The sequence below is a fragment of the Thioalkalivibrio halophilus genome, assembly GCF_001995255.1.
GTDB lineage: Bacteria > Pseudomonadota > Gammaproteobacteria > Ectothiorhodospirales > Ectothiorhodospiraceae > Thioalkalivibrio > Thioalkalivibrio halophilus.
Genome location: NZ_MUZR01000027.1, coordinates 1 through 17,734, shown reverse-complemented (window position 1 = coordinate 17,734; position 17,734 = coordinate 1). Strand labels below are relative to the sequence as shown.

The window sequence follows — 17,734 nt, the reverse complement described above, 5'->3', positions numbered from 1 at the left end:
TCAGGCGGCGTCCGGCAGTCCGAGGCGGGCGAGCCAGTCGGCCGGGTCGCCATTGCAGACCAGGAATTCCGGGTTGAGCAGGCTCTCGCGGGTGTTGTAGCGCAACTCGTTGCCTTCCAGATCGGTGACGCGGCCGCCGGCCGAGCGCACCACCGCGTGGGCGGCGGCGGTATCCCATTCCGAGGTCGGTCCCAGACGCGGGTAGATGTCGGCGCTGCCTTCCGCCACCAGGCACAGCTTCATGGAGCTGCCGAGGCTCACCAGCTCGTGCGGTCCGATGCGTTCCAGCACCGCGTTCAGTCGCTCGGCGCCGTGCGACCGGCTGCCGGCCACGCGAACCGTCTCCTCCCGGGTGCGCGGCGCGGTCACGCGGATGGGTGTGCGCGGCCCGTCGCCGTCGCGACGGAAGGCTTCGCCGTCGATCTGCCCGGCATACAGGCGCTGCAGCACCGGGCACCAGACCACGCCCAGCACCGGTTCGTGGTTGTGGATCAGCGCGATGTTGACGGTGAACTCGCCGCTGCGCTTCACGAATTCGCGGGTGCCGTCCAGCGGGTCGATCAGCCAGTAGGTGTCCCAGTCCTGGCGGGTGGCGAACGGGATGTCCTGGCCTTCCTCCGACAGCACCGGCCACTGCGGGGCGATCTCGCGCAGGCCGTCGCTGATCACGCGATGGGCGGCCAGATCGGCCTCGGTGAGCGGCGAGCGGTCGTCCTTCTCGGTGACGGCAAAGCGGGTCTCGTAGATCTCGAGGATCGCGCGGCCGGCGTCCTCGGCCACGGTGCCGACCTCGTTGAGCAGGGCGGACAGGGCCGCGCCTTCGGGCACGGCAACGGATGCGGTTTCGGTCACGGGCGGCTCCTCAGGTGTTCCCGGATCATGTACAGCGCGGCGATGGAACGGGCCTCGGTGCAGTCTTCGCGCTGCACCAGTTCCTCCAGGGCATCCAGGGGCCAGGGCACCACCTCGATGGCCTCGGGTTCGTCACCCTCGGCGCGCTGCTCGTAGAGGTCCTCGGCCAGGACCAGATGGGTCTGATGGCTCATGTAGCCGGGGGCCACGGTCAGGCTGCCCATCGCCGTCAGGCGACGGCCGGCATAACCGACCTCCTCCATGATCTCGCGGTTGGCCGCGGCGATGATCTCCTCCCCGTACTCCATGCGCCCCTTGGGCAGGCCGAGTTCGTAGCGGTGGGTGCCGGCGGCGTATTCGCGGATCAGGAGGACATGGCCATCGTCGCGTACCGGGGCGATGATCACGGCCCCGTTGCCGCGGCTGACCAGGCGCTCGAAACAGGCATGGGCCCCGTTGCTGAATTCCAGGTCCAGCTCCTCCACTTCGAACAGGCGGCTTCGGGCCACCGTGCGGCGTTCGTGGACGGCGGGCTTGTCGCGGCTCATTGCGGGTCCATCGGTCGGGGCGTCCGGGGGCAGACAGGCTGCTCCCCGGACGCGGGTCACTCGTCGCGGCTCAGCCGGATCCGGGTCTCCAGCTCGCCTTCGAAGGTGGTGTCCAGGATCATGCCGTGCTCGAAACCCCGAACGTCCACGCCGGGCTGTCGTTCGGGGGCCGTGTCTTCCAGCGTCAGGTCCAGATCGCCCCAGGACAGCGTGAGCGTCACGCGCATGGGGAAGTAGCCGTCCAGGAAGCGGCGCATGAACGGCCCGTTCTCCAGTACGTACTCGCCGTTGCCCCGGCTCTCGACCACCCGCATCTCGGCTTCGACACACAGCTCCGAGGTCTCGGTGACGCCGATGACGACGACCCGGTCGTCCTCGGCCCAGGCATCTTCGACCTCGTCGGCGCTGGCCACTCGCAGGCCCCGGATGTTCGGCTCATTGTACACGATGGACATGCGGCTGATCTCGGCCAGGCCACTGTGGCACTGGCGCAGCCGCACCCATCCGTCGTTCAGGCTGTCTTCGTCGAGGGTCAGGTGGTTGTCGTGGTGATGCAGCGGTGTGTCGCGCTCTGCCGGCGGCTCGGCGTAGATCCGCAGTTCGGGGCTGGTGGTCTGGGCGTCCTCGGGATCCACCTGACCGGGGCCCGGGGGGGCGTCCTCCCACAGGCTGTCGTCCTCCAGCGGGTCGTAGTCCGGGTCATCCGGGTCCATCGCCATGGCGGGTGCCGTCGCCAGGGCGCCGCCCAGGGCCAGGATCAGTCCCGCCGCAACCGCGCCGGGTCCGCGTGCCGTTCGTGTTTCGGTTATTCTGTGCATCGTCAATCCCGTCGTTGCTTCCCCACATCTCATGGACTCGCAGACCCGCGCGAAAAATCCCGAGACGCCCGCCGCGCCGGTGGACTGGTCGCGGGTGGATACCGTGCTGTTCGACATGGACGGCACGCTGCTGGACCTGCACTTCGACAACCGGTTCTGGGGGGAGCTGATCCCGCAGGAATACATGCGCTGCCAGCCCGATGACCCGGAATGCGCGCGCCGGCGGCTGGAAGACGAGATGCAGCGGGTGCGCGGGCGGCTGGAGTGGTACTGCGTCGACCACTGGACGCATTTCACCGGTCTCGACGTGCTCGCGCTCAAGCGCGAGCTTGCCCATCACGTGGCCATCAAGCCGCACGCCGTCGAGGTCCTGGACCGGATCGCCGCCAGCGGGCGCGAGCGCGTGCTGGTGACCAACGCCCATCCCGAGGTGTATGCCTTCAAGCACCGCCTGACCGGGATCGGGGACCATCTCGACCGCATTGTCTCCGCCCATGACCTGTTCTGCGCCAAGGAGGACGCGACCTTCTGGGAGCGCCTGCAGGCGGTGGCACCCCACGACCCTGCGCGCACCCTGCTGGTGGACGACAACCTGCATGCGCTCGCCAGCGCGCGCCGGGCGGGTATCGCCCAGCTGCGCGGCATGCGCTACCCGGACGAGCGCGGTGCCCCGATGACAAGCGATGACCGGGTGCTGCTGGAGGACCTGTCGGATCTGCTGGACGGGCTCACTTGACCGGCGTGGGCATGTTCCGGATCCGGTCCAGGCGGATGTGTACGGTCTCGCCCTCGCAGGTGCCTTCCAGCCAGTGATGCCCGCGGTCGTCCGCGGTGACCTCGCGCGGCGTGACCCGGCCCATCCAGGCGCGCCCGGCATCGGGCCCGTCATCGGGGCCGGCCCAGTGCAGCTGCAGGGTCTCGCCGGTCAGGATGGCGATTTCCAGGCGTTCGAGGATGTGGCGCGGGGTTTCTTCGGTCATGGTGTCTGCGGTCCGGGTGGCTGGCGGTAGTCGGTCGGGTCGGGGACGTCGGCCGCGGCGAAGGCGGCCTGGCGGGCGTGGCACTGGGGGCAGCGGCCGCAATGGCGTTCCTGACCCAGCAGGCAGCTCCAGGTCAGGCGCCATGGCACTCCGTCCTGTGCGCCCCGACGGATGATATCGGCCTTGCCGAGTTCCTGCAGCGGGGCGGCCACCGACAGGCCGGGAACCAGCCGGGCGGCCAGCGAGCCGAAGCCCTGCAGGAAGGCCGCGCCGCTGCCCGGGCCGTGCCCGGCGTCCTCGCGGTTGAGCGCGAGCAGGATGCGTCCGGCACCGTGGTGCTGGGCCAGATTGACCGCGAGCGCCAGGATCAGCAGATTGCGCTGCGGCAGCGGGACATGCCCGACCCAGTCGGCACGCCGGGTGAACGCCTCGCGCAGGGCCCCGGTTTCCACGGTTTCCAGGCGCACGCCCTCGGCTTCGGCCAGGGCGAGGACCGCAGCCCGCTCACGTGCGGCATTGCGCTGGCCATAGTCGGCCCAGGTGGCGATGACGGGGCGGTTTTCGGCGCACCACCGGCGCAGCAGGGCGGCGCTTTCGACGCCGCCGGAGAGCAGGAGCAGGTCGGGTTCCGGGTTCATGGCTACAAATTATGCGCCGCGCGGGAACGTCGCCAGAGACCGGGACGGGGACGGGGTGGGAGCCGCGGAACCCGGGGGCATGGTCGTGGCCTCATTGATGGGACTTCACCGGGAGCAGACAGACGATGATTGAGCAGTTGCGGGCGCGCTGGCAGCAGCTGATGCGCGCCGAACGCAGTGACAGCGAGACCGGCGACGAACAGGAGCGCCTGCAGCACGCCGCGGCCGCGCTGATGATGGAGGTGTGCCGTGCCGACTTCCAGCTGGTGGATGCGGAGCTGGAGACCGTGCGCGCCAACCTGATCGAGATGTTCGGACTGGACGACGAGGCGGCCGATGCCCTGCTGGACATCGCACGGGAAAAGAGCGATGCGCTGGTCTCCCTGCATCCGGTGGTGCGCGAGGTGAACGCTGCCTTCGATGCCGATCAGAAGGCGGCGATCATGAAAGGCCTGTGGCGCTCGGCGCTGGCCAACGACGAACTGCACAAGCGCCAGGAGGCGGTGATCCGGCGGCTGGCGGACCTGCTGTACGTGCCGCATGCCACGTTCATCCGCACCAAGCTGGCGGTGCTGGAGGAGCGCGGCGAGGCACCGGAAGAACAGGGCGGCCGGGAATGACGGTCGCACGACATCATGGCTGATCCGGGTACGCTGCTGGCGGCCGCCGCGGTGGGCATCCTCGGCGGTGTGCACTGCCTCGGGATGTGCGGCGGCATCGTGGGGGCCATTTCCATGGGGCATGCCGGGCGCCGTGGCCCGGTGTGGCCGCTGCTGCTGGGTTACAACATCGGCCGCATGACCAGTTATGTCATCGCCGGGGCGCTGGCGGGGTGGCTGGGTGCCACGTTGCTCGGGGGGCTGCCCGCGGGGCAGACCATCCTGCAGGTGGTGGCCGCGATCTTCCTGATCCTGCTGGGACTCTACATCGCCGGGTGGTGGCCGGTGCTGGCGCGGCTGGAGCAGGTGGGCGGCGTGCTGTGGCGGCGCATCGAGCCGCTGGGCCGGCGCTTTCTGCCGGTGCGCAATCCGGGGCAGGCGCTGGTGGTTGGCGGGCTGTGGGGCTGGCTGCCCTGCGGTCTGGTCTACAGCGTGCTGGCCTGGTCGCTGAGCGCCGGCGGCGCGCTGGAGGGTGCGGCGCTGATGGCGGCGTTCGCGCTGGGGACGCTGCCCAACCTGCTGCTGATGGGGGTGTTCGCGGCGAAGCTGGCGGGTTTCGTGCGTCGGCCCTGGGTGCGCCGGGTCGCGGGAGCGGCCATCGCCCTGTACGGGGTCGGGATGCTGGTGGTTCTGCTGGTCTAGAACGGCCCGGAGCGGCGGGTGCAGCCCCGCCCCGGGCACGGACTTCAGTCGACGTAGAACTTCTGCTCGAACTCGATCGGCAGGACCTCGTCCGACCCCGCGGGCGTGATCTCCAGATTGAAGGTCATTTCTTCGCCCGCGCGCACCGTCATTTCCGAGAGGTGGTAGATCGCGTCGCCGTCCTCGATCTCGCGAAAGCGCAGGCTGCGCGACTGCTGGTTCATGTTGACCGCGTTGCCGCTGACATCGGCGGAAACGGCCTGCAGACCGTCATCGGTGCGTTCCATGACGGTGACGTTGATCATTGCACGGTTGCTGCTGCGACGGACGTCATAGGCACGCGCAACTTCGGGCGACAGGAAGGTGGTGTTGATGACGTTGTAATAGACCACGTGATCGTCGAACCCGGTCTCGTTCGCGTTCGCCACCGAACTGCCGAGGGCGAGGGCGGCCACGATCGAGACGACGCCACCGAGAACACGCTGAACTCTTGTCATATCGGACTCCTCATTCGCTTGAACCATGCCCCGGGATCCATACCGGAGCCGGGCGGCGGGTTCCGCCCCTGATTTCGAGTCTAGTCTTTCTGGCACTATTTGCGCAGCCGGGTCTCAGAAGATCCCGCGCACGATGATGGTCAGGATATACAGCCCGACCAGGGCAATCATCGGCGAGAAGTCGATGGCCCCGGTGGACGGGAGCATGCGCCGCAGCGGGCCGAGAATGGGGCGGTTCACGTCGGCCGCGAGTCGCGCGATAGGGTTGTATCCGCCCCCGCCGCCGGCCTGCACCCAGCTCATCACGACCTCGACGATCAGGGCGATGATGAATACCCAGATCGCAGTGATCAGGAGTTCGCGTATGGCCACCAGCAGCAGAATCACCGGGTCGGCTTCCATGCCCAGTACGGCAACGCGCAGCCACAGTTCCAGGAATTTGAGGACAACCATCAGCACGATGGCTGCCGTGTCGACGCGCCCGATGGAGGGGATGATCGGCCGCAGCAGGTTCAGCGGCGGCGTGGTCAGCATCAGGATGGTCTGCGAGATCGGGTTGCGGTAGTCGGCCCGCACCAGCCCGAAGATGACCCGCAGCATCAGCAGGATGATGGCGATGCCGAAGGCAACGCCGATGAGGAAGTTAAGGATCTCCTGGCCGGTGGTCATGGCTCCGGGGTTCATGCTGGCTCCTGGCGGTCTGCGCGGCGCGAATGAAGACGCGTATTTTCCTCCAGGGTTGTCGGGAAGCCAAGGGACATGATCAGTGTTTCCCTAGCCGCGGCCGAGTTCCTCGCTGCGTGCCGCCGCCGCCTGCATGGCGCGCCGCAGCAGGCCGCGCAGGTCGCCCTGCTCGAGTGTGTTCAGGGCCTGTTCGGTGGTGCCGCCGGGCGAGGTGACGCGCCGGCGCAGCTCCGCGGCATCCTCGGGGCTGTTGGCCGCCAGCCGGGTGGCGCCGGCCAGGGTGCCCAGGGTCAGTTCGCGCGCCGTCTCCGGCGGCAGCCCCAGCTCCTCGGCGGCGGCCTGCATGGCCTCGATGATCAGGAAGACATAGGCCGGACCGCTGCCGGAAGTCGCGGTCACGGCGTGCATCAGTTCTTCGTCTTCCACCCACAGGGCGCGGCCGACGGCCTCCATCAGGGCCGTTGCGGCCCGGCGGTCTTCCTCGCCCACGCCGGGCCCGGCGAACAGGCCGGTGACACCGGCGCCCACCAGCGCGGGCGTGTTGGGCATGGCCCGTACGATGCGCGCCTGCGGTCCCAGCCATTCGCCCAGCCGGGCGGTGGTGACCCCGGCGGCCACGGAGACCACCAGCGGGTCGCCGCTGGCCACCGCGTCGCGCAGCGTCGGTGCGACCTCGGGCAGGGTCTGCGGCTTGACCGCCAGGACCAGGATGCCGGTGTCGCCGGCGAGTTCTTCCGGGCTGCCGGCGCCCAGGCCGGGGAAGCGGCCTTGCAGGGCTTCGACGCGTTCCGGGCGGGTGTCGGCGAGGGCCAGGCGGTCGGCGGCGCGTCCGCTGTCGACCAGCCCCTGGATCAGGGCCTCGCCCATGTTGCCGGCGCCGATGAAGGCGACTTCGCGGGAATGCTGGGGCATGCGGACTCCGGTGCAGAAGGGGTGGATTCAGGCGGGACGCGGGCCGAACAGGTCGGTACCGATGCGCACCAGCGACGCACCTTCAAGGATGGCGGCTTCGAGGTCGCCCGACATCCCCATGGACAGGGTATCGAGTTCGTGGCCGCGACGGCAGAGGTCGTCGCGCAATTCGCGCAGGCGGGCGAACGGGATGCGCTGGCGTTCCGGGTCGGTTTCGGCCGCCGGCAGGGTCATCAGGCCGCGCAGATGCAGGTGCGGCAGGGCGGCGATCGCGTCCGCCAGCGCCGGCAGGGCGTCCGGTTCCACGCCGGCCTTCTGCGGTTCGCCGGAGACATTGACCTGGATGCAGACCTGCAGTGGACCGAGGTGTTCGGGACGCTGCTCGCTCAGGCGTCGCGCGATCTTCTCGCGTTCCAGGGTGTGGACCCAGGCGGCGCGTTCGGCCACCGCGCGGGTCTTGTTGCTCTGCAGCGGGCCGATGAAGTGCCATTCGATCCCGGCCGGTTCCGGGGGTGCCTCCAGGGCGTCGTGCTTGTCGATGAGCTCCTGCACGTAGTTCTCCCCGAAAGCGGTCTGGCCGAGGCGGTGCAGGGCCCGGATTTCCGCGACATCGCGGGTCTTGGAGACCGCCAGCAGGCGGACGGAATCCCGCGGACGGCCGGCACGGTGGCAGGCCTGCGTGATGCGGGCGTGAACTCGTTCGAGGGCGGCTTCTGGCGTGCTCATTGGCCTATGATATAGTCCTGAAGACATGATCAGAAGTGGTGTCTTTATCGGCGCCATCCACGGTCGCCACGGACGGAGCGCGCGGCGGCCCGGAACAACGGGGGATTGAATGGATATCACGCAGCTGCTGGCGTTTTCGGTCAAGAACGGGGCCTCGGACCTGCACATCTCCGCGGGCATGCCGCCGATGGTGCGCATCGATGGCGACATGCGCCGGGTGAATGTCCCGGTGATGGAGCACAAGGAAGTGCAGGGCCTGATCTACGACATCATGAACGACCGTCAGCGCAAGGACTACGAAGAGTTCCTGGAGACGGACTTCTCGTTCGAGGTTTCGGGGCTGGCGCGCTTCCGTGTCAACGCCTTCAATCAGGACCGCGGCGCGGCGGCGGTGTTCCGGACCATCCCCTCCAAGGTCCTGACCCTGGAAGACCTGGCCACGCCGAAGATCTTCGAGGACATCGCCAACTACCCGCGCGGGCTGGTGCTGGTGACCGGCCCCACCGGTTCGGGTAAGTCCACCACGCTGGCGGCGATGGTCAACCACCGCAACGAGAACGACTACGGGCACATCCTCACCATCGAGGACCCGATCGAATTCGTGCACGAGTCGAAGAAGTCGCTGATGAACCAGCGCGAGGTGCACCGCGATACCCACGGTTTCTCCGAGGCCCTGCGCTCGGCCCTGCGCGAGGACCCCGACACCATCCTGGTCGGCGAGCTGCGCGACCTGGAGACCATCCGTCTGGCGCTGACCGCGGCCGAGACCGGGCACCTGGTGTTCGGCACGCTGCACACCAGTTCGGCGCCCAAGACCATCGACCGCATCATCGACGTCTTCCCGGCTGCGGAAAAGGACATGGTGCGCGCGATGCTGTCGGAATCCATGCGTGCGGTGATCTCGCAGACCCTGATGAAAAAGATCGGCGGCGGGCGCGTTGCGGGTCACGAGATCATGCTGGGGACGCCGGCCATCCGGAACCTGATCCGCGAGAACAAGATCGCGCAGATGTATTCCACCATCCAGACCAGCGCCGGAACCGGCATGCAGACCCTCGACCAGTGCCTGAAGGACATGCTGGCCCAGGGGCTGGTCAGCCGTGAGGATGCCCGCCGCAAGGCCGTGAACCCCGACGCCCTGTAAAACCGAGCCATCGCCGTGGTCGCCCGGCGGGGCGGCCACGCCAATCGGAGGATGCCCATGGATCGTGACAAGGCGATCAAGTACATGCACGACCTGATGAAGGCCCTGGTGGACCGGGGCGGGTCGGACCTGTTCATTACCGTGGGGATGCCGCCGGCCGCCAAGATTGACGGGAAGGTGGTCCCGCTGACCGAGCAGAAACTCACGCCCTCGCACACCCAGGCGCTGGTGCGGGCGATGATGAACGACAAGCAGTCGGCTGAATTCGAGCGCAATCAGGAGTGCAACTTCGCGGTGGGCCTGGCGAGCATTGCGCGCTTCCGCGTGAACGTCTTTACCCAGCGCGGGAGCAGCGGCATGGTGATGCGCGTGATCAATTCGGAGATCCCGCGTTTCGAGGACATCCGCATGCCGCCGCAGCTGGAAGAGATCACCATGGAGAAGCGTGGCCTGGTGATCTTTGTCGGGGGGACCGGCTCGGGCAAATCCACCTCGCTGGCCGCGATGATCGGTCACCGCAACCGGTCTGCCTCGGACCACATCGTGACCATCGAGGATCCGATCGAATTCGTGCATCAGCACGGCAAGAGCATCGTGACCCAGCGCGAGGTCGGTGTGGACACCCACGACTACCAGATCGCGCTCAAGAACACGCTGCGCCAGGCGCCGGACGTGATCCTGATCGGCGAGATCCGCGACCGCGAGACCATGGATTACGCGGTCGCCTTCGCCGAGACCGGGCACCTGTGCCTGTCCACGCTGCATGCGAACAGCACCAACCAGGCGTTGGACCGCATCATCAACTTCTTTCCCGAAGATCGGCGCGAACAGCTGCTGATGGATCTTTCCCTGAACCTCAAGGCCGTCGTCTCGCAGCGGCTGGTGCGCCGCGAGGACGACCAGGGGCGCGTCCCGGCCGTCGAGATCCTGATCAACACCCCGCTGATGGCGGATCTGATGCTGAAGGGTGCCGTGCACGACATGAAGGAACTGATCTCGCGCTCGCGCGAGCAGGGTATGCAGACCTTCGACCAGGCGCTGTTCGATCTCTACGAGAACCACGAGATCAGCTACGATGAGGCCCTGCGCAACGCCGATTCGGTGAACGACCTGCGCCTGCGCATCAAGCTCGACAGCGAGCGCGCACGGCGCGATGGTGCCCCGGCGGTGGCCGACACCGGCGAGGGCATTGCGGTGGAAGACGATCCGGAGGAATTCCGTGTCCGCTGAAGCACAGAACACCGGTTCCGACGGTACGGCCGCCGGTGAACCCGCGAAGCGCCAGCTCCAGATCGAGCCCTATCTCAAGCTGATGGCGCAGAAATCGGCCTCGGACCTGTTTTTTCTCACCGGGGCGCCGGCGTCCATCAAGGTAGATGGCGTGCTGCAGCCCATCGCGCGGCGGGCACTGGCCCAGGGACAGACCGAGGGCATTGCCCGCGAGATGATGAACGACCATCAGGAGCGGATCTTCGACGAAGAAACCGCGGTCAATTTCGGCCTCACCCGCGAGGGGCTGGGCCGCTTCCGCGTGAACGTCTATCGCCAGCGCGGCGAAGTGGCGATGGTCATCCGCTTTATCAGCAGCTCCGTGCCCACCATCGACCAGCTGGGGCTGCCGGAGGTGCTGAAGGAGTTCATGACCTACCGCGACGGCCTGGTGCTGGTGGTCGGCTCGACGGGTACCGGGAAGTCGACCACGCTGGCGGCGATGATCGACCATCGCCTGACCATCGATACCGGGCATATCCTGACCGTCGAGGATCCGATCGAATTCCTGTTCCAGCACAAGCGGGCGATCATCGGCCAGCGCGAGGTCGGAATCGACACGCCCAGTTACGAACACGCCCTGCAGGAGGGCATGCGCGAGGCTCCGGACGTGATCATGGTCGGGGAGATCCGCAATCGCGAGACCATGCGGGCGGCCCTGAATTACGCCGATACCGGGCACCTGGTGCTGTCCACCCTGCATGCGACCAATGCCTCGCAGGCACTGGACCGCATCATCAATCTGTTCCCCGAGGATCACCGTTCGCAGATCCTGTCGGACCTGTCCCTGAACCTGCGCGCGATTATCGGCCAGCGCCTGCTACAGAAGAAGGATGGCTCGCGGGTGGCGGCACTGGAGGTGCTGGTGAATACGCCGTACATCTCCGAGCTGATTCACAAGGAGGAGATCGGCGAAATCAAGGAGATCATGGCGAAGTCGGCCTCGGTCGGCATGCAGACCTTCGACCAGGCGATCGTCAAGCTCTTCAAGTCGGGCAACGTGATGCTGAACGAGGCCCTGAGCAAGGCCGATTCGCGCGCCAACCTCGAGTGGAAGCTCAACTTCGGCGGGGGCGTGGGGGCCGCCGAGGAAGGTGGCGAGGAAGAGCTCAAGCCGCCCGAATAGTCTGTCGCGGGCCCCGTGTCCTTTCCGGCCCCGATCCGAGCCGGGGAGGAAGCTTACGGGGCCGGTTCGGGGAAGACGTCGGCGGCCGCGAACACCGGGCCGTCGACGCAGACGCGTTTCATCGCCACGCTTTCCCCGGTGCGCACCGGCACGGTGCAGCCGGCACAGCCGCCCACCGCGCAGGCCATGAATTCCTCCAGCGACACCTGGCAGGGCAGGTCGAATTCCGCGGCCAGCTCCGCGCAGGCCTCCAGCATCGGGTGCGGCCCGCAGGCAAAGATCTCCACCTCCCTGCGTTCGGCGGGGTCCAGTCCGTCCAGCCAGGCGCGCGCGAGGTCGGTGACGAAGCCGTCGAACGCCCCCGGAATTCCGGCCTTCGAGGTGAGGCGACACGAGATCCCCCAGTCTTCCAGCAGCGGCAGCGTGCCGATGGCGCCGTCCGGCAGCCCCGGCCACAGCACTTGCGATGGCCGCGGGCGGAACGGGAACGGGACCTCGGACCCCAGGATCGCACGGGTTGTGCCCGCCTCGCCCTGCTGGCGCAGGCGGTCGGCGAGGAAGATCATCGGCGGGATGCCGACGCCGCCACCCAGCAGCAGGCGCCGCGGCCGCTCCGGGGGCAGCGTGAACGGCCGGCCGATCGGTCCCAGCACCTGCAGGCTGCGGCCCACCGGCTGTTCCGCCAGCGCCCGGGTGCCGTCGCCCACCGTCTTGTACAGGAATTCCACCCAGCCGGCATCGGGGTTGACCCGCTGGATCGACAGCGGCCGCCGCATCGGCAGGCGTGGCGAGCACTGGATGTGGGCGAACTGCCCGGGCTGCGCGCGCCGTGCACACTCCGGGGCCTCCACCCGCAGGATCCACTGACCACTTCCGGCATCCTCGTGGGACAGGATGCGCGCGGCCTCCTCGAACAGGGTGCCGCGATGCGGCGGGTGCTGCGGATTCATGCGTCGTCCTCGCCGGGGCGGCTCCAGGTGGGGCGTCCGGCGACCCAGGTCTCGCGGACCTCGCCGCCGAACGTCCAGTCGAAAAACGGGGTGTTGTGCCCGGCGCTGAGCCAGTGCTCCCGCCGGATGTCATGGAGGGCACCCGGGTCGAACAGCACGAAATCCGCCCGCGAGCCGGGCGCCAGGCGGCCATGTTCCAGTCCCAGAACCTCCGCGGGGCCGTTCGTGATCCGCGACAGGGCCTGTTCGAGACTCAGCAGTCCGTCTTCGACCAGGCGCAGGGTCAGGGGCAGCAGGGTTTCCAGCGCGGCGATGCCGGGAAGGGTGTCGGCGAAGGGCCCCAGCTTGCTGTCGGCCTCGTGCGGCTGGTGGTCGGAACAGATCGCGGCGATGCTGCCGTCCGCCACCGCCGCGCGCAACCCGTCGCGGTCGCGCTGGCTGCGCAGCGGCGGGATCACGTGGCAGTCGGGATTGAACTCGGCCACGTCCACTTCGGTGAGGAACAGCTGGTGGGCGGCAACATCGGCGCTGATCGGGAGGCCGTCGCTGCGTGCCTTGGCGATCATCTCCGCGCCCCGCCGGGTGGACAGCCGCGCGACATGCACCCGCGCCCCGGTCTGTTCCACCAGCGCCAGGATCGCACCCAGTGCGGCGGTCTCCGCGGCCTCCGGGATGCCGGACAGCCCCAGGCGGGTGGATACCGGGCCCTCGTGCACGCAGCCGGAGCCGGTCAGGGCCGGATCCTGGGCCGACAGCACGGTGGTCAGATCGAAGGTGCTGGCGTATTCCAGCGCGCGGCGCAGGATCAGGAGGCTGGCGAGCGGGCGCTGCCCGTTGCTGACCCCCGGAGCACCGGCGCGCATCAGCGCGGCCATCTCCGCCAGCTGCTGGCCTTCCAGTCCGTGGGTCAGGGCGCCCAGGGCGTACACCCGCACGCCACAGGCCTCGCGCGCGCGGCGGGTGATCAGCTCGATCACCGCCGGCGAGTCCACCGGCGGATGGGTATCCGGCGGCATGACCAGGGTGGTGACACCGCCGCGCGCCGCGGCCCGGGCCTCCGAGGCGATGGTCGCCTTGTGCTCCTCGCCCGGTTCGCGGGTACGGGCGGCCAGATCGACCAGCCCCGGAAACAGCCACAGGCCGCTGCCGTCGATGCGCCGGCGTGGCTCGAAGCCCTCCGGGGTGCTGCCACGGGCCAGGATCTCCTCGCCCTGGACGCACAGGTCGCCCACCGCATCAAAACCGTCCGCAGGGTCGAGGATGCGGACGTTCTCGATCACCACGCTCATGACTGGTGGGCTCCCATCACCATGGACATCACGGCCATGCGCACCGAGATCCCGTAGGTCACCTGTTCCAGGATCACCGAGTGGGGGCCGTCAGCGACCGCGGATTCAATCTCCACGCCGCGGTTGGCGGGGCCGGGGTGCATCACCAGGCAGGTGGGCGAGGCCAGTTGCAGGCGCCGGGCAGTGAGCCCGAAGCGCTGGAAATACTCGTGCTCGGAGGGCAGATGGGCGTGCTCCATGCGTTCGCGCTGCAGGCGCAGCATGATGACCACGTCCACGTCCTGCAGCCCGCTGTCCAGATCATGGTGCACATGCACGCCCAGCTGCTCGACATCCGCCGGCAGCAGGGAGCGCGGGGCGACCACCCGCACCTCGCCGGTCTGCAGGATGTTGAGGGCGTGGATCTGCGAGCGGGCCACCCGCGAATGCAGGATGTCGCCGACGATCGCAACCTTCAGTTTGGTGAAATCGCCCTTGTGCCGCCGGATGGTGAACATGTCCAGCAGGGCCTGGGTGGGATGGGCGTGGCGCCCGTCGCCGGCGTTGAGCACGCTGATCCCCGGTGCCGCATGCCGGGCGATGAAATGCGCGGTCCCGCTCTCCTCGTGGCGCACCACAAACATGTCCACGTTCATCGCCTCGAGGTTGCGCAGGGTGTCCAGCAGACTCTCGCCCTTCACCGCCGACGAGGTGCTGACATTGATGTTGAGCACGTCGGCCGACAGCCGCTTGGCGGCCAGTTCGAAAGTGGTGCGCGTACGGGTGCTGGCCTCGAAGAACAGGTTCACGATGGTCTTGCCGCGCAGCAGCGGGACCTTCTTCACCGCCTTCTCGTTCATGTTGGCGAACGATTCGGCGGTATCCAGGATCTCCGTCAGCAGCGTGCGGTTCAGCCCCTCGATCGTGAGCATGTGCCGGAGCTGCCCCTCGTCGGTCAGCTGCAGGCGGTTGGGGAGCGGACCGGGCTGGGGCAGGCGGCTGGTGTGCGCGGCAGGCAGCTCCGTCATCCGTCAGCGCCCTCCGGGGGCTCCACCGCCACGCGCTCGAGGCTCAGCGGTTCGGGACCGCGCAGCTTGATCTGCTCGGCCAGGCCCAGCTCCATGTGGGCCCCGGCTACCGCGGCGCAGACCGGCAGTTCACGGCCGTCACGATCGACCAGGACGACCAGCGAGACCGAGGCCGGGCGGCCCCAGTCGAAGAGCTCATTCAGGGCGGCGCGGATGGTGCGGCCGGTGTACAGGACATCATCCACCAGCAGCACGTGTTCGCCGTCCAGGTCCTCCGGGAGTTCCGAGGGGCGCACCTGCGGATGCATGCCGATGCGCGAGAAATCGTCGCGGTAGAAGCTGATGTCCAGCTTGCCCAGCGGACGCTGGATGCCCAGGCGCTCGCGCAGATGTTCGGCGATCCACACACCGCCGGAATGGATGCCGACCACGATCGGGGCCTCGATCCCTCGGGCTTCGAGGAGCTCGCGGGTCCGCGCGGCCATGTCGTCGAGCAGGGTGGGGACTTCAGGCGTCATGGGCATTCTCCAGAAACCAGCCTTCGAGGATGACGGCCGCGGCATGGGCATCCAGCCCCGGGTCGTTGCGGCCCGACCGGCTGCGGTCGCGGGCCAGGTGCGAGCTCAGGCGCTCGTCCGACCAGTATACCGGCTTGCCGAAGCGCGCTTCGAGCGCCGCGCCGAATTCGCGGATGGCCGGGCCCAGCGGGGTCGCCTGGCCGTCCGCCTGGGTGGGCCAGCCGACCACGAACCCCTCCGGGCGCCATTCCGTGACCAGCGCGTCGATGCGGGGCCACGGCGGCGGCGACCCGCCGGCCAGCGTGACCAGACCGCGCGCCGAACCGGTCAGCGGCTCGCCCACCGCCACGCCGATGCGGCGGCGCCCGTAGTCGAACGCCAGAAAGGCCACCGTCTCAGGCGTGCCCGGAGGCGGAGCTGATCAGGTTGACGTCGATGCCGATGAGTTCGGCCGCGCGCGACCAGCGCTCCGCCGGCGGCGTCTCGAACAGGATCCCAGTATCGGAAGGTGCGGTCAGCCAGGCGTTTTCGCCCAGCTCGCTCTCCAGCTGCCCCGGCCCCCAGCCGGCATGTCCGAGGGTGATGAGCACCCGCGCCGGCCCGTTGCCGGCATTGATCGCCTCGAGGATGTCACGCGACGTGGTCAGGCTGACCTGGTCGGTCAGCGGCTGGGTCGCGCGCCACTGCTGTTCCGAGGAATGCAGCACGAACCCGTGCTCCGGCTGTACCGGCCCGCCGCGGAACACCGGCAGCTCCGGCAGATCGTCAGCGGGCTCCAGCTCCACATGCTGCAGCAGGTCGCGCAGCGTGAGTTCCGTTGGCTGGTTGATCACCAGCCCCAGCGCGCCCTCCGCGTCGTGTTCGCACATGTAGGCCACGGCGTGGCTGAACAGCCCGTCGTTGAGTGATGGCATGGCGATCAGGAACTGATCGCGCAGGCTCGATTCCAGAGTGCCGGAACTTGCAGTATCCATGGGTTCCAGTATCGGCTTGTGCCGGTCTGCGATCAATCACCGGATTCCGCGATACGCCACGACCCGCTGTTGACAGGACAAACTGACGCCGACGATGCTTAACCCCTGAACATGGAAAGGGATTGACCATGGACTCGTCACGGAACGATGCAGTCTCCGGTTCAACACCGAAGCTGGTAGCGCCTTGCTGGTCCGCGCCGACTTCACTGGATTTTCCATCGGCGAAGGGGGCGTCGCGCGGTGCTATTCGCCCGCCGGCTCCAGCGGCAACCTCGCGTGCGCACGGCCGTGAGCCCGGGGGCTCCCCATGGGCTGGCTGATTCCCTACGCGATCGCCTTCCTGGCGGCGGTCGGCATCCTCTCGGAACGCCGGCGGGCCTCGATTCGCACCCGGGTCTTCTACGCCGCCGCGGTGCTGGCTGTGCCTCCGGCGCTGATGACCGGCGTGGCCAGGCTTGTGGAGTCACGGTATGGCGAAGCCGCGTTCGTCGCCGTGGTTCTGCTGGCTTTCGTCGTCGTGCCGCTGGCCCTGGCGTGGCATTTCCTTCGCCGCCATCCCCATCCGGGTCCGCCCGACCCCGGGCTGCGGGGCGCTGGTGTCCGTTTCCTTCCCCGCGATGAATCCGAAGCATCCGTTATCTATTGCTCGGATCCCGAGAATGTCCCCTTCCCCACCTGCAGGGCAAAGAGCGCATTCAGTCATGGCATCGTGCTCGAGTATCTCTTCTCCCTCGAATACCTTCCCGACTGGAGAGAGATTGACCGTGAGCTCGATGAGCTGGTGATGCAATTTCGCGGGCAGGATTCCCCGTAGCCAATGACCGTCTTCGTTCAAGGAGGAAATGAGTATGACGCCCGCACTTGATTGTTCCGAACCTGGTCTCCCCTCGGACTTGCGCATGTGTGCCCGCTGGCGGCACCTGCCGCCACGCATGCGGATGCGAAAGATGTTGGTACCGCTTGATATGCGCACATGCGCTTTCAGTCAATCCGGACATGGAAAGCATCGCGCATGATCTACGGGTATCTGATCCTCATTGGCATTATGGCCGTCATCCTCCTCGCGCCGGCCGTGATCATTGCGTTTTCCCGCCAGGTTCGAAGATGGAGAAAGTTCAAATGGATCGTTCTTGCGCTGCTTCCGATTGTTCTGGTGCCCAACGTCGGCATTTTCCTCGCGGCCCTGATCTTTCAGGGGCGGCCCGAAGGTGCGTTGATGGCGCAGGGGCCGGTGATGCTCGCATGGTACCTGTCGCCATGGGTGGTTCTGATCGTTTTCTTCCTGATGCCGGACTCCGGTCGCAAATCATGAGCGGGCCTGCGGTCGACGAAGTCCGGACATTCAGCCCGTTACCGCTGAAGTCCGCAGGCTGTACGGCTGCCTCCGGTATCTTGAAGATCATCTCCCTGCTCTTTGTGTTCCTGTGGACGGTGGAGAGTGTATCCGCGGGTACCGGTCGCCTTCCGGCCGAATTCGGGGCGGATGTGTCCATTGAGTCGA

At 67.8% G+C, this 17,734-nt stretch carries 24 protein-coding genes; 9 read left to right on the top strand and 15 right to left on the bottom strand.

Annotated elements, in window-relative coordinates; translation table 11 throughout:
- From cysQ to B1A74_RS08060, 3 genes are read right to left on the bottom strand one after another with little or no spacing between them, the layout of a single operon-like run.
- Positions 1–852, bottom strand: a complete 852-nt coding sequence (gene cysQ, locus B1A74_RS08070) for a 3'(2'),5'-bisphosphate nucleotidase CysQ (RefSeq protein ID WP_024329636.1) — start codon at positions 850–852, stop codon at positions 1–3.
- Positions 849–1,400: an ADP compounds hydrolase NudE gene (gene nudE, locus B1A74_RS08065; protein ID WP_024329637.1), complete on the bottom strand. Its 552-nt coding sequence runs from the start codon at positions 1,398–1,400 to the stop codon at positions 849–851. Before nudE ends, cysQ begins: the two co-directional genes overlap by 4 nt.
- Before the next feature lie 56 nt (positions 1,401–1,456).
- Positions 1,457–2,218, bottom strand: a complete 762-nt coding sequence (locus B1A74_RS08060; protein ID WP_077244318.1) for an alpha/beta hydrolase — start codon at positions 2,216–2,218, stop codon at positions 1,457–1,459.
- Between the two features lie 31 nt (positions 2,219–2,249).
- Between B1A74_RS08060 and B1A74_RS08055 the strand changes: the two genes are divergently transcribed.
- A complete protein-coding gene (locus B1A74_RS08055) occupies positions 2,250–2,954 on the top strand; it encodes an HAD family hydrolase (protein WP_077244317.1) in 705 nt (234 codons plus the stop codon).
- On the opposite strand, the gene B1A74_RS08050 is transcribed toward B1A74_RS08055, so the two are convergent.
- A complete protein-coding gene (locus B1A74_RS08050; RefSeq protein WP_077244316.1) occupies positions 2,947–3,198 on the bottom strand; it encodes a hypothetical protein in 252 nt (83 codons plus the stop codon). The genes B1A74_RS08055 and B1A74_RS08050 overlap by 8 nt on opposite strands.
- Positions 3,195–3,836, bottom strand: coding sequence for a 7-cyano-7-deazaguanine synthase (locus B1A74_RS08045; RefSeq protein WP_077244315.1), 642 nt, complete (start codon positions 3,834–3,836; stop codon positions 3,195–3,197). Before B1A74_RS08045 ends, B1A74_RS08050 begins: the two co-directional genes overlap by 4 nt.
- A 125-nt stretch (positions 3,837–3,961) precedes the next feature.
- On the opposite strand from B1A74_RS08045, the gene B1A74_RS08040 reads away from it, so the two are divergent.
- Together B1A74_RS08040 and B1A74_RS08035 are read left to right on the top strand one after the other, a co-directional pair.
- Complete coding sequence (locus B1A74_RS08040; RefSeq protein WP_077244314.1) at positions 3,962–4,456, top strand: tellurite resistance TerB family protein; 495 nt, start codon at positions 3,962–3,964, stop codon at positions 4,454–4,456.
- Positions 4,457–4,471: 15 nt separating this feature from the next.
- The gene (locus B1A74_RS08035; RefSeq protein ID WP_018947583.1) at positions 4,472–5,137 is read left to right on the top strand and encodes a sulfite exporter TauE/SafE family protein; all 666 of its coding nucleotides are present in this window, start codon (positions 4,472–4,474) and stop codon (positions 5,135–5,137) included.
- A gap of 44 nt (positions 5,138–5,181) precedes the next feature.
- Here B1A74_RS08035 and B1A74_RS08030 read toward each other — a convergent pair whose 3' ends face one another.
- The 4 genes from B1A74_RS08030 to B1A74_RS08015 form a co-directional block, all read right to left on the bottom strand.
- Complete coding sequence (locus B1A74_RS08030) at positions 5,182–5,634, bottom strand: DUF4426 domain-containing protein (protein WP_026279470.1); 453 nt, start codon at positions 5,632–5,634, stop codon at positions 5,182–5,184.
- Positions 5,635–5,748: 114 nt separating this feature from the next.
- Complete coding sequence (locus B1A74_RS08025) at positions 5,749–6,318, bottom strand: YggT family protein (RefSeq protein ID WP_018947582.1); 570 nt, start codon at positions 6,316–6,318, stop codon at positions 5,749–5,751.
- Between the two features lie 90 nt (positions 6,319–6,408).
- Positions 6,409–7,230 carry a pyrroline-5-carboxylate reductase gene (proC, locus tag B1A74_RS08020; protein ID WP_077244313.1) on the bottom strand — a complete coding sequence of 274 codons (822 nt, stop codon included), beginning with the start codon at positions 7,228–7,230 and terminating at the stop codon, positions 6,409–6,411.
- A 27-nt stretch (positions 7,231–7,257) separates the two neighbouring features.
- A complete protein-coding gene (locus B1A74_RS08015) occupies positions 7,258–7,956 on the bottom strand; it encodes a YggS family pyridoxal phosphate-dependent enzyme (RefSeq protein WP_024329645.1) in 699 nt (232 codons plus the stop codon).
- Positions 7,957–8,065: 109 nt separating this feature from the next.
- Here B1A74_RS08015 and B1A74_RS08010 point away from each other — a divergent pair, with 109 nt between their 5' ends.
- The 3 genes from B1A74_RS08010 (at position 8,066) to B1A74_RS08000 (ending at position 11,495) form a co-directional block, all read left to right on the top strand.
- The gene (locus B1A74_RS08010; protein ID WP_018947579.1) at positions 8,066–9,100 is read left to right on the top strand and encodes a type IV pilus twitching motility protein PilT; all 1,035 of its coding nucleotides are present in this window, start codon (positions 8,066–8,068) and stop codon (positions 9,098–9,100) included.
- 57 nt (positions 9,101–9,157) lie between these two features.
- Complete coding sequence (locus tag B1A74_RS08005; RefSeq protein ID WP_024329646.1) at positions 9,158–10,330, top strand: PilT/PilU family type 4a pilus ATPase; 1,173 nt, start codon at positions 9,158–9,160, stop codon at positions 10,328–10,330.
- Positions 10,331–10,391: 61 nt separating this feature from the next.
- Positions 10,392–11,495 (top strand): PilT/PilU family type 4a pilus ATPase, encoded by a 1,104-nt coding sequence (locus tag B1A74_RS08000; protein WP_026289033.1) that lies wholly within the window; start codon positions 10,392–10,394, stop codon positions 11,493–11,495.
- Between the two features lie 53 nt (positions 11,496–11,548).
- On the opposite strand, the gene B1A74_RS07995 is transcribed toward B1A74_RS08000, so the two are convergent.
- The 6 genes from B1A74_RS07995 to B1A74_RS07970 are packed head-to-tail and all read right to left on the bottom strand — an operon-like array spanning position 11,549 to position 16,233.
- Positions 11,549–12,445: a dihydroorotate dehydrogenase electron transfer subunit gene (locus B1A74_RS07995; RefSeq protein ID WP_018947576.1), complete on the bottom strand. Its 897-nt coding sequence runs from the start codon at positions 12,443–12,445 to the stop codon at positions 11,549–11,551.
- On the bottom strand, positions 12,442–13,734 hold the full coding sequence (locus B1A74_RS07990) for a dihydroorotase (protein ID WP_077244312.1): 1,293 nt from the start codon (positions 13,732–13,734) through the stop codon (positions 12,442–12,444). Before B1A74_RS07990 ends, B1A74_RS07995 begins: the two co-directional genes overlap by 4 nt.
- The gene (locus B1A74_RS07985) at positions 13,731–14,741 is read right to left on the bottom strand and encodes an aspartate carbamoyltransferase catalytic subunit (protein WP_018869678.1); all 1,011 of its coding nucleotides are present in this window, start codon (positions 14,739–14,741) and stop codon (positions 13,731–13,733) included. Before B1A74_RS07985 ends, B1A74_RS07990 begins: the two co-directional genes overlap by 4 nt.
- The gene (pyrR, locus tag B1A74_RS07980) at positions 14,738–15,259 is read right to left on the bottom strand and encodes a bifunctional pyr operon transcriptional regulator/uracil phosphoribosyltransferase PyrR (RefSeq protein WP_077244311.1); all 522 of its coding nucleotides are present in this window, start codon (positions 15,257–15,259) and stop codon (positions 14,738–14,740) included. The genes B1A74_RS07985 and pyrR overlap by 4 nt, the downstream gene beginning before the upstream one ends.
- Positions 15,249–15,650, bottom strand: a complete 402-nt coding sequence (ruvX, locus tag B1A74_RS07975) for a Holliday junction resolvase RuvX (RefSeq protein WP_018869680.1) — start codon at positions 15,648–15,650, stop codon at positions 15,249–15,251. The genes pyrR and ruvX overlap by 11 nt, the downstream gene beginning before the upstream one ends.
- Positions 15,651–15,654: 4 nt before the next feature.
- Entirely contained in the window at positions 15,655–16,233 is a 579-nt protein-coding gene (locus B1A74_RS07970) for a YqgE/AlgH family protein (RefSeq protein WP_024329651.1), read from the bottom strand.
- Between the two features lie 307 nt (positions 16,234–16,540).
- On the opposite strand from B1A74_RS07970, the gene B1A74_RS07965 reads away from it, so the two are divergent.
- The 3 genes from B1A74_RS07965 to B1A74_RS14390 form a co-directional block, all read left to right on the top strand.
- Positions 16,541–17,047, top strand: a complete 507-nt coding sequence (locus B1A74_RS07965; RefSeq protein WP_018947572.1) for a hypothetical protein — start codon at positions 16,541–16,543, stop codon at positions 17,045–17,047.
- Positions 17,048–17,245: 198 nt separating this feature from the next.
- Positions 17,246–17,545: a hypothetical protein gene (locus tag B1A74_RS07960; RefSeq protein ID WP_077244310.1), complete on the top strand. Its 300-nt coding sequence runs from the start codon at positions 17,246–17,248 to the stop codon at positions 17,543–17,545.
- A partial coding sequence (locus tag B1A74_RS14390; protein ID WP_208855986.1) for a hypothetical protein occupies positions 17,542–17,734 on the top strand: 193 nt, incomplete at its 3' end. The genes B1A74_RS07960 and B1A74_RS14390, both read left to right, overlap by 4 nt.

Bases quoted from the DNA above. Each gene is read 5' to 3' on its own strand.
- B1A74_RS08055 (WP_077244317.1), top strand. From the start codon at position 2,250: ATGGACTCGCAGACCCGCGCGAAAAATCCCGAGACGCCCGCCGCGCCG.
- B1A74_RS08005 (WP_024329646.1), top strand. From the start codon at position 9,158: ATGGATCGTGACAAGGCGATCAAGTACATGCACGACCTGATGAAGGCC.
- B1A74_RS08010 (WP_018947579.1), top strand. From the start codon at position 8,066: ATGGATATCACGCAGCTGCTGGCGTTTTCGGTCAAGAACGGGGCCTCG.
- B1A74_RS07960 (WP_077244310.1), top strand. From the start codon at position 17,246: ATGATCTACGGGTATCTGATCCTCATTGGCATTATGGCCGTCATCCTC.
- B1A74_RS08050 (WP_077244316.1), bottom strand. From the start codon at position 3,198: ATGACCGAAGAAACCCCGCGCCACATCCTCGAACGCCTGGAAATCGCC.
- B1A74_RS07990 (WP_077244312.1), bottom strand. From the start codon at position 13,734: ATGAGCGTGGTGATCGAGAACGTCCGCATCCTCGACCCTGCGGACGGT.
- B1A74_RS07965 (WP_018947572.1), top strand. From the start codon at position 16,541: ATGGGCTGGCTGATTCCCTACGCGATCGCCTTCCTGGCGGCGGTCGGC.
- proC (WP_077244313.1), bottom strand. From the start codon at position 7,230: ATGCCCCAGCATTCCCGCGAAGTCGCCTTCATCGGCGCCGGCAACATG.
- B1A74_RS08015 (WP_024329645.1), bottom strand. From the start codon at position 7,956: ATGAGCACGCCAGAAGCCGCCCTCGAACGAGTTCACGCCCGCATCACG.
- B1A74_RS08035 (WP_018947583.1), top strand. From the start codon at position 4,472: ATGGCTGATCCGGGTACGCTGCTGGCGGCCGCCGCGGTGGGCATCCTC.
- pyrR (WP_077244311.1), bottom strand. From the start codon at position 15,259: ATGACGCCTGAAGTCCCCACCCTGCTCGACGACATGGCCGCGCGGACC.
- B1A74_RS07985 (WP_018869678.1), bottom strand. From the start codon at position 14,741: ATGACGGAGCTGCCTGCCGCGCACACCAGCCGCCTGCCCCAGCCCGGT.
- B1A74_RS08045 (WP_077244315.1), bottom strand. From the start codon at position 3,836: ATGAACCCGGAACCCGACCTGCTCCTGCTCTCCGGCGGCGTCGAAAGC.
- B1A74_RS07970 (WP_024329651.1), bottom strand. From the start codon at position 16,233: ATGGATACTGCAAGTTCCGGCACTCTGGAATCGAGCCTGCGCGATCAG.
- B1A74_RS08060 (WP_077244318.1), bottom strand. From the start codon at position 2,218: ATGCACAGAATAACCGAAACACGAACGGCACGCGGACCCGGCGCGGTT.
- B1A74_RS08030 (WP_026279470.1), bottom strand. From the start codon at position 5,634: ATGACAAGAGTTCAGCGTGTTCTCGGTGGCGTCGTCTCGATCGTGGCC.
- nudE (WP_024329637.1), bottom strand. From the start codon at position 1,400: ATGAGCCGCGACAAGCCCGCCGTCCACGAACGCCGCACGGTGGCCCGA.
- B1A74_RS07995 (WP_018947576.1), bottom strand. From the start codon at position 12,445: ATGAATCCGCAGCACCCGCCGCATCGCGGCACCCTGTTCGAGGAGGCC.
- B1A74_RS08040 (WP_077244314.1), top strand. From the start codon at position 3,962: ATGATTGAGCAGTTGCGGGCGCGCTGGCAGCAGCTGATGCGCGCCGAA.
- B1A74_RS08025 (WP_018947582.1), bottom strand. From the start codon at position 6,318: ATGAACCCCGGAGCCATGACCACCGGCCAGGAGATCCTTAACTTCCTC.